The sequence below is a fragment of the Kitasatospora sp. NPDC050463 genome, assembly GCF_040655255.1.
In the GTDB taxonomy this organism is placed as follows: domain Bacteria; phylum Actinomycetota; class Actinomycetes; order Streptomycetales; family Streptomycetaceae; genus Kitasatospora.
The window spans coordinates 1-5,983 of sequence record NZ_JBFAJO010000168.1; the positions used below are offsets into that span (position 1 = coordinate 1).

Sequence of the window (5,983 nt, forward strand, 5' to 3'; positions counted from 1 at the left end):
GGGGCACGGGCTTCGTGGACCTCTCGCACCGCGGTGACGCCGCGGTCAGCGCTGCGGGCCGGGCGGGGTGGTGGCCGGCGGGCTCGTGGGAGCTCCGGAGGGGCCCGGGTCGGTCCTCGGCGCCGGGTCGGGGATGTCGGCCATCTTCAAGGGCACCTTGGGGGCGCCCCGCAGGGCCTGGTTCATGGCGTCCTGCCAGATCGGGCCGGGGCCGTCGGCGCCGAACACCTCGGCGCGGTACTTCCCGTTGATGGTGATGTTGCGCATCTCGACGCCGCCGTTGGGGCCGCCGAGCCAGACGGCGGTGGCGAGTTGCGGGGTGTAGCCGCTGAACCAGGCGGCCTTCTTGTGGTCCGAGGTCCCGGTCTTGCCGGCGATCTGCCGGCCGCCCTCCAGGTTGGCCTTCGCGCCGGTCCCGTTCTCGGTCACGCCGTTCAGGACGGTGTTGAGCGCCTGTGCCGTGGTCTCGGAGAACACCTGCCCGCAGCGGCCGGCCGGGGCGGGGACGTCCTTGCCGTCCAGCGTGGTGATCTTGTTGATCGCGATCGGCGCGCAGTACGTGCCCTGGGCGGCGAAGGTCGCGTAGACGTTCGCCATGGTCAACGGGCTCACCTCCTCGACGCCCAGGCCCATCGCGGGGACCTCGTCGAGGGGCTTGCCGCTGGCTCGGGTGGTGATGCCGAGCTTGTTGGCCATCTGCTTGACCGGGCAGAGGCCGATGTCCTGCTCCATCTGGACGAAGTAGGTGTTGACCGAGAGGGCCATGGCCTCCTTCAGCTGGTAGGGGCCCTTCTCGTTCGCGGATTCGTTGGGCACCACGGCCTTGGGCCGGGCGTCGTTCTTCCAGGTGCCCGTGCAGGTCTTCGTCGTCGGGTATTCGAGCTTGTTCGGCGAGGGGTACTCCTGGGTCGGCGGCCGGCCCGCCTCCAGTGCCGCGGCCGCGACGATCGGCTTGAACGTGGACCCGGGCTGGAAGCCGTTGCCCCCGCCCATCGCCAGGTCGACGTTGAGGTTGACGACGGTCTGGTTCCTGTCCTTGTCCAGGCCGTAGGGGCGGGTCTGGGCCATCGCCAGGATCTTGCCGGTGCCCGGTTCGACCATGCTGGCGGCGGCCGAGACGCTGTCGGTGACCCGCACGTTGCTGCTCACCGCGTTCTGCGCGGCGGCCTGCTTGTCCGGGTCGAGGGTGGTGTAGATGTTCAGGCCGCCCTGGTCCCAGAACTTCTTCCGTTCGGCGACGCTGTTGCCGAACGCCGGGTCCTGCTTGACCACGCGGCGGACGTATTCGCAGAAGAACCCCATGCCGGCCTGGGCGGTGATGCAGCCGTTCTGCGGTTCCTTGAACGTCAGGCCCAGGGGGGCGGCCTTCGCCTCCTTGGCCTGGTCCGCGGTGATGTGCTTGTTCTCCAGCATCTTGTCGATCACCACGTTGCGGCGGGTCTGCGCGGCCTGCGGGTGCAGCTTCGGGTCGTAGGCCGACGGGTTCTGCACCAGCCCGGCCAGGGTGGCGGCCTCGGCGATGGTGAGGTCCCTGTTGCTCTTGCTGAAGTAGCGCTGCGAGGCGGCCTCGACGCCGTAGGCGCCGTTCCCGTAGTACGTGATGTTCAGGTAGTTGGTGAGGATCTGATCCTTCGTCAGTTCCTCCTCCAGCTTGACCGCGACCTTCAGCTCCTGGATCTTGCGACCCAGCGTCTTGCGCTGCGCCTCCTTGACGGCGGCCTGGTCGTCGCCGGCCTTCTCGACGTTGACGTTCTTCACGTACTGCTGGGTCAGCGTCGAGGCGCCCTGCGAGGCGGTGCCGCTCTCGGCGTTCTTGCTGGCCGCGCGGAGCACGCCCTTGAGGTCGACGGCGCCGTGCTCGTAGAAGCGCGCGTCCTCGATGTCCACCTGCGCCTGGCGCGTCAGGGGGGACATCTGGTCCGCGGTGAGCACCGTGCGGTCGCGCTCGTATACCTTGGCGATCAGCCCGCCCTTGGCGTCGAAGATCTGCGTGGACTGGGTGAGCGGTGGGGTCCTGAAGTCGTCGGGGATGTCCTCGAAGCCCTCCGCCGTGCTCTTCGCCGTCAGCCCGAGCGCCCCGGCGGCGGGCAGGGCCAAGCCGGCGAGCAGGACACCGGACACCACGCTCACACCCAGGAAGGTCGCACCGTAGCGGGCCACCTGGAGCGGCGAGCTGCGAGTGGGCGGGAGGGATTCGGTGTCGGATGAATTCCATATCGGAGGAGGATTCGATGCCATGTCAGCACACTAGCCGTCGCCCCGCGCCGATCGGGCGCATTGTCGCGGAGGCTTGTCACAACCGTGTGACAAGAGGGGAAGGCTTGCTGACACTGCTCCGATTGTATACGTACTGAATTGCCATGAGTGAATTGAATACCGCCCACAATGTATTCAGGAAACCCCTGTGGACGGCGCGGAAGCAAACAGAATCCACGCCGGAGGGAGGCGCCGCCCGTCGGCGAGCGCGGGCCGGTCCCCGTTCCGTGACCGCGCATCCGTGGCTTCGCGTACCGCCTCCCTCTCGTCTCACGACCCTGACATCAGGTAGATGCTCTGGGCGGGGCGAAATGTTGCACACGAACCCGGGCTCCGGTGAACCGCTGCCCGTACGGCGTGCCGAAGCTGCCCTTCCGGGACATGCTTCGCATCGGTCCCGCCCCGCTTCGGCGCGGTGTCCGGCAAGCGGCTCGCCCCCGGGGCCCCGTCCTGGTGACGGGACCCCGGGGGCGAGTGGTCGGCTCCGGCCGGGTGCCGCTGTGGAGGTGGCGCTGCGGCGGCACGCGGCGAGCGGTCCTATCGGCGGAAGTGGTCGCCGTGTTCGCGCAGGAAGGCGTCCAGGGTGCGGGGCGGGCGGCCGAGGACGTCGGCGACGGTGCTGGTGGGGGTCTCGGGTCGGGCGATGGCGAGTTGCTGGATCTCCGTCACGTGGTCGGCGAGCCAGGTGGGCATGTGGGCGCTGTGGACGAGCTGGTCGCGCAGTTCGTTCGGGGTGAGGTCGACGTAGCGGATCTCCCGGCCGGTCAGGGCGGTGAGCCGGGAGGCGAGTTCGGGTTGGGACACGGCTTCCGGACCGGTGAGGGTGAGGGTGGTGCCGGCGAGGTCGGGCCTGGTGAGCGCGGCGGCGGCGACGTCGCCGATGTCGCGGCAGTCGATGTAGTTGCAGGGCGCGTCGCCCAGCGCGGCGAGGATGACGCCCTGGGCGACGGTGGGCGCCAGTCGCAGGAGGTTCTGCATGAACGCGTAGGGGCGCAGGACGGTGTGGCTGAGTCCCGAGGCGCGCAGGTGGCCCTCGATGGCGTGGTGTCCGCGGGATATGGCGACGGGGGAGTCGGGTTCGGCCGCGGGCGCGGAGATCTTGACGATGTGCCCGATGCCGGTGTGGGCGGCGGCGTCGATGACGCGGGTTTCGAGCTCGACCTGTGCCGGGCTGTTGGCCATGGCGAGGAAGAGCCCGCTCGCGCCCTGGAAGGCGGCGCGCAGCGAGTCGGCGTCGCCGGCGTCGGCGTACCGGACCTCGACGAGCGAGGGGTGCGCGCCGCCGAGGCCGGGCAGCGGCCGCTGCGGGGTGCGGGTCAGCGCGCGAACGGGCTCGCCGAGTGCGAGGAGGCTGTGGAGCAGGGCGTTGCCGGTCGCTCCGGTGGCTCCCATGACGACGATCATCGGTGTCCTCACTTCGTGGTGGGTTCCCGGCGGTGGGCACCGCCGGGGTGGGGTGTTCGGGTTCGGTTCGTGGGCCTGGGTGGGCTACGGCCGGGATGCGGCGGTGGTGCCGCGCCAGCGCAGGGTGACGATGGTGGTCGCGAGGGTCGCGGAGACGGGCAGGTCGATCCGCAGGCGGTCCAGCCAGGGACTGGCGGGGACCGGGGTGTGGGTGGGGAGCCAGTGGGCGGCGGACCACGCCAACAGGGCTGCCGTGCCGGCGGTGGTGACGACGAGCAGGACGGTCAGGGCGACGCGGGGTACGGCGGTGGTCCACCGCCGTGGCCGGCCGCCGTGCCGTAGCCAGGCGCCGACCAGGTAGGCCACCACGGCGGAGGTGCCGGCGATGGAGGTGCACGCCGCCACCGCCAGGTCCCGCTGCCCGGTGACGAGTCCGGCGGTGCCGGCCATCAGGGCGGGGGCGGCGTAGGCCGTCAGTACCTCGCGCCACAGGACGAAGGGTCGAGACGCCGCCCGGCTCCGGCCGGCTCCGTCCTTCGCTGCGCGGTCCTTGATTGCGGGCATGCGGGCCTCTTTCTCGTCGGCGTGAGGAAAGCGAAGGCTTGCCGGGGAGGCCGGTGGACCTGCCCAGCGAAATGATTAGGTGGCTAACTATAGGTCCGTGAAGAAGGCCCTGCCCAGAGGGCGGGGCCGGAGTGGCCGAGGGTCGGGTCAGTCGGCGACCAGGGCCGCACTGCCACGCACCACGCGGGCGAGCAGGTCCAGGAAGACCGCGCGCTCCTCGACGCTGAGCCCGCCCACCATCGTCTCCAGTCGCCTGAAATGCTCGGGCGCCATGTCGCGCAGGCGCTGCGCGCCGCGTGCCGTCAGTATGGCCACCGTGCCGCGTCCGTCCTCCGCGGACGGGCGCCGGGCGATCAGGCCCTCGCGTTCGAGGCCGTCCAGCAGGCCGGTGACCGTGGCCCTGGAGACGTCGAGGTCTGCGGCCAGACGCGAAGGGGACTTCTCTCCGCCATGGGCTTCGAGATCGGCGAGCAGGCGGTAGCGCCCGGTCGACAGGCCGAACCTGGCGAAGTGCGCCTCGGCCGCCCGGCCGACCCGTGCGCCCGCCGAGATCAGCCGTACCGCGACCAGCACCGCCTGCGGGTCGGCCTCCAGGCCGTAGTACTGGAGCTGGCGCCTGGCCTGGTCCAGTGTGGGTGCCTCACCGTCGGCCTCGTCCCTCGTCATGCAGGTAATATGGCAGCTAATTACTGCGTGAGTCAAGGCGCCCCGGCGCCTGGCCGCTCCGGCGGCGACCCACCCGCCCTGGGGCTGTGCGCCCTAGGGGCTGTCCGGGCGGATCATCTCGGGCCGGTGCAGGCACGCCCGGTGCGGCTAGTTGTCGTGGGCCGCAGCAGTCACGCGAACGACGGCCACCGGTCGGCGGCCCACTCCCGCCAGTCGACCCACCCGGGCGGCGGGCCGGCGCCCCTGCGGCCCTCCAGCTCCGCCGCGTCGGGCTCCTCGAAATGCGCGCGCCCGTGCAGGATGTCGGCCTCGGACATCGGCAACGTCTCCTCGGGGGTGGTCGCCCAGCGGTGGGCGATACGGGTGCGTTGGGTCTCCTCGTCCACCGGCAGGTAGACCATGCGGAAGCACGCCCCCTCGGTCTCCACCAGCCAGCGGATCGCGGACCGTTCGGCCCGTGACCAGCAGCCGTAGTCCACGACGACGTCGGTGCCCAGTCGGACCGCCTCCAGGGCGAGCCAGAGCATGCGCCCCTCCAGCACATCGCGCTTCCCGTCCGCCTCCGCCTCGCCGAACAGGGGAATCATCCAGTCGTCGGGCGTCAGACGCAGCGCGCCGTGCTCCGCGGCGAGCTGCCGAGCCCGTGTGGTCTTTCCGGCCCCTGGCAGGCCGACCATCAGGAACAACGTGGTCACCCCCAGATCGTGGCAGGGAAGCGAATCAGGAAGCCACCGTTTTATCCGCCCGATCACGGGCCGAGCCACAGGCGGAGGGACGCCACGGTGACAGTGCCGTGGAAGACGTAGGCGCGCTTGTCGTAGCGCGTAGCCACGGCGCGGAAGTGCTTGAGCCGGTTGATCGTGCGCTCGACCTCGTTGCGGCGCTTGTCTCTCTCCTTGTCAAAGCCCGCCGGCCGGCCTCCTCGGCTTCGTCGGCGCCTGCGGTCGGCTCGCTGGTCCTTCGGTTTTGGGACGGTGTGTTTGATCTGGCGTCTGCGTAGGTACTGAACTTGATTGCGTGATGTCGGCTGTTGCTGAGCTCAGCCGTCCATGATCAGTCCGGTCTCGGTGAGGCAGGCGTCGATCAGATGGGC

At 70.4% G+C, this 5,983-nt stretch carries 5 protein-coding genes and 1 pseudogene; all 6 read right to left on the reverse strand.

Annotated features, from left to right (window positions below; genetic code table 11):
• Nucleotides 1–45: 45 nt before the first annotated feature.
• Nucleotides 46–2,130, reverse strand: a complete 2,085-nt coding sequence (locus tag AB0J08_RS40820; protein ID WP_360645023.1) for a transglycosylase domain-containing protein — start codon at nt 2,128–2,130, stop codon at nt 46–48.
• 663 nt (nt 2,131–2,793) lie between these two features.
• Nucleotides 2,794–3,648 (reverse strand): NmrA family NAD(P)-binding protein, encoded by an 855-nt coding sequence (locus AB0J08_RS40825; protein WP_360645026.1) that lies wholly within the window; start codon nt 3,646–3,648, stop codon nt 2,794–2,796.
• A gap of 96 nt (nt 3,649–3,744) precedes the next feature.
• The gene (locus tag AB0J08_RS40830) at nt 3,745–4,224 is read right to left on the reverse strand and encodes a hypothetical protein (RefSeq protein ID WP_360645029.1); all 480 of its coding nucleotides are present in this window, start codon (nt 4,222–4,224) and stop codon (nt 3,745–3,747) included.
• 147 nt (nt 4,225–4,371) lie between these two features.
• Nucleotides 4,372–4,890 carry a MarR family transcriptional regulator gene (locus AB0J08_RS40835; RefSeq protein WP_360645032.1) on the reverse strand — a complete coding sequence of 173 codons (519 nt, stop codon included), beginning with the start codon at nt 4,888–4,890 and terminating at the stop codon, nt 4,372–4,374.
• Between the two features lie 170 nt (nt 4,891–5,060).
• Nucleotides 5,061–5,585, reverse strand: a complete 525-nt coding sequence (locus tag AB0J08_RS40840) for an ATP-binding protein (protein ID WP_360645035.1) — start codon at nt 5,583–5,585, stop codon at nt 5,061–5,063.
• Nucleotides 5,586–5,638: 53 nt separating this feature from the next.
• A pseudogene (locus tag AB0J08_RS40845) lies at nt 5,639–5,896 on the reverse strand (IS5/IS1182 family transposase); the annotation flags it as partial.
• Nucleotides 5,897–5,983: the final 87 nt, after the last annotated feature.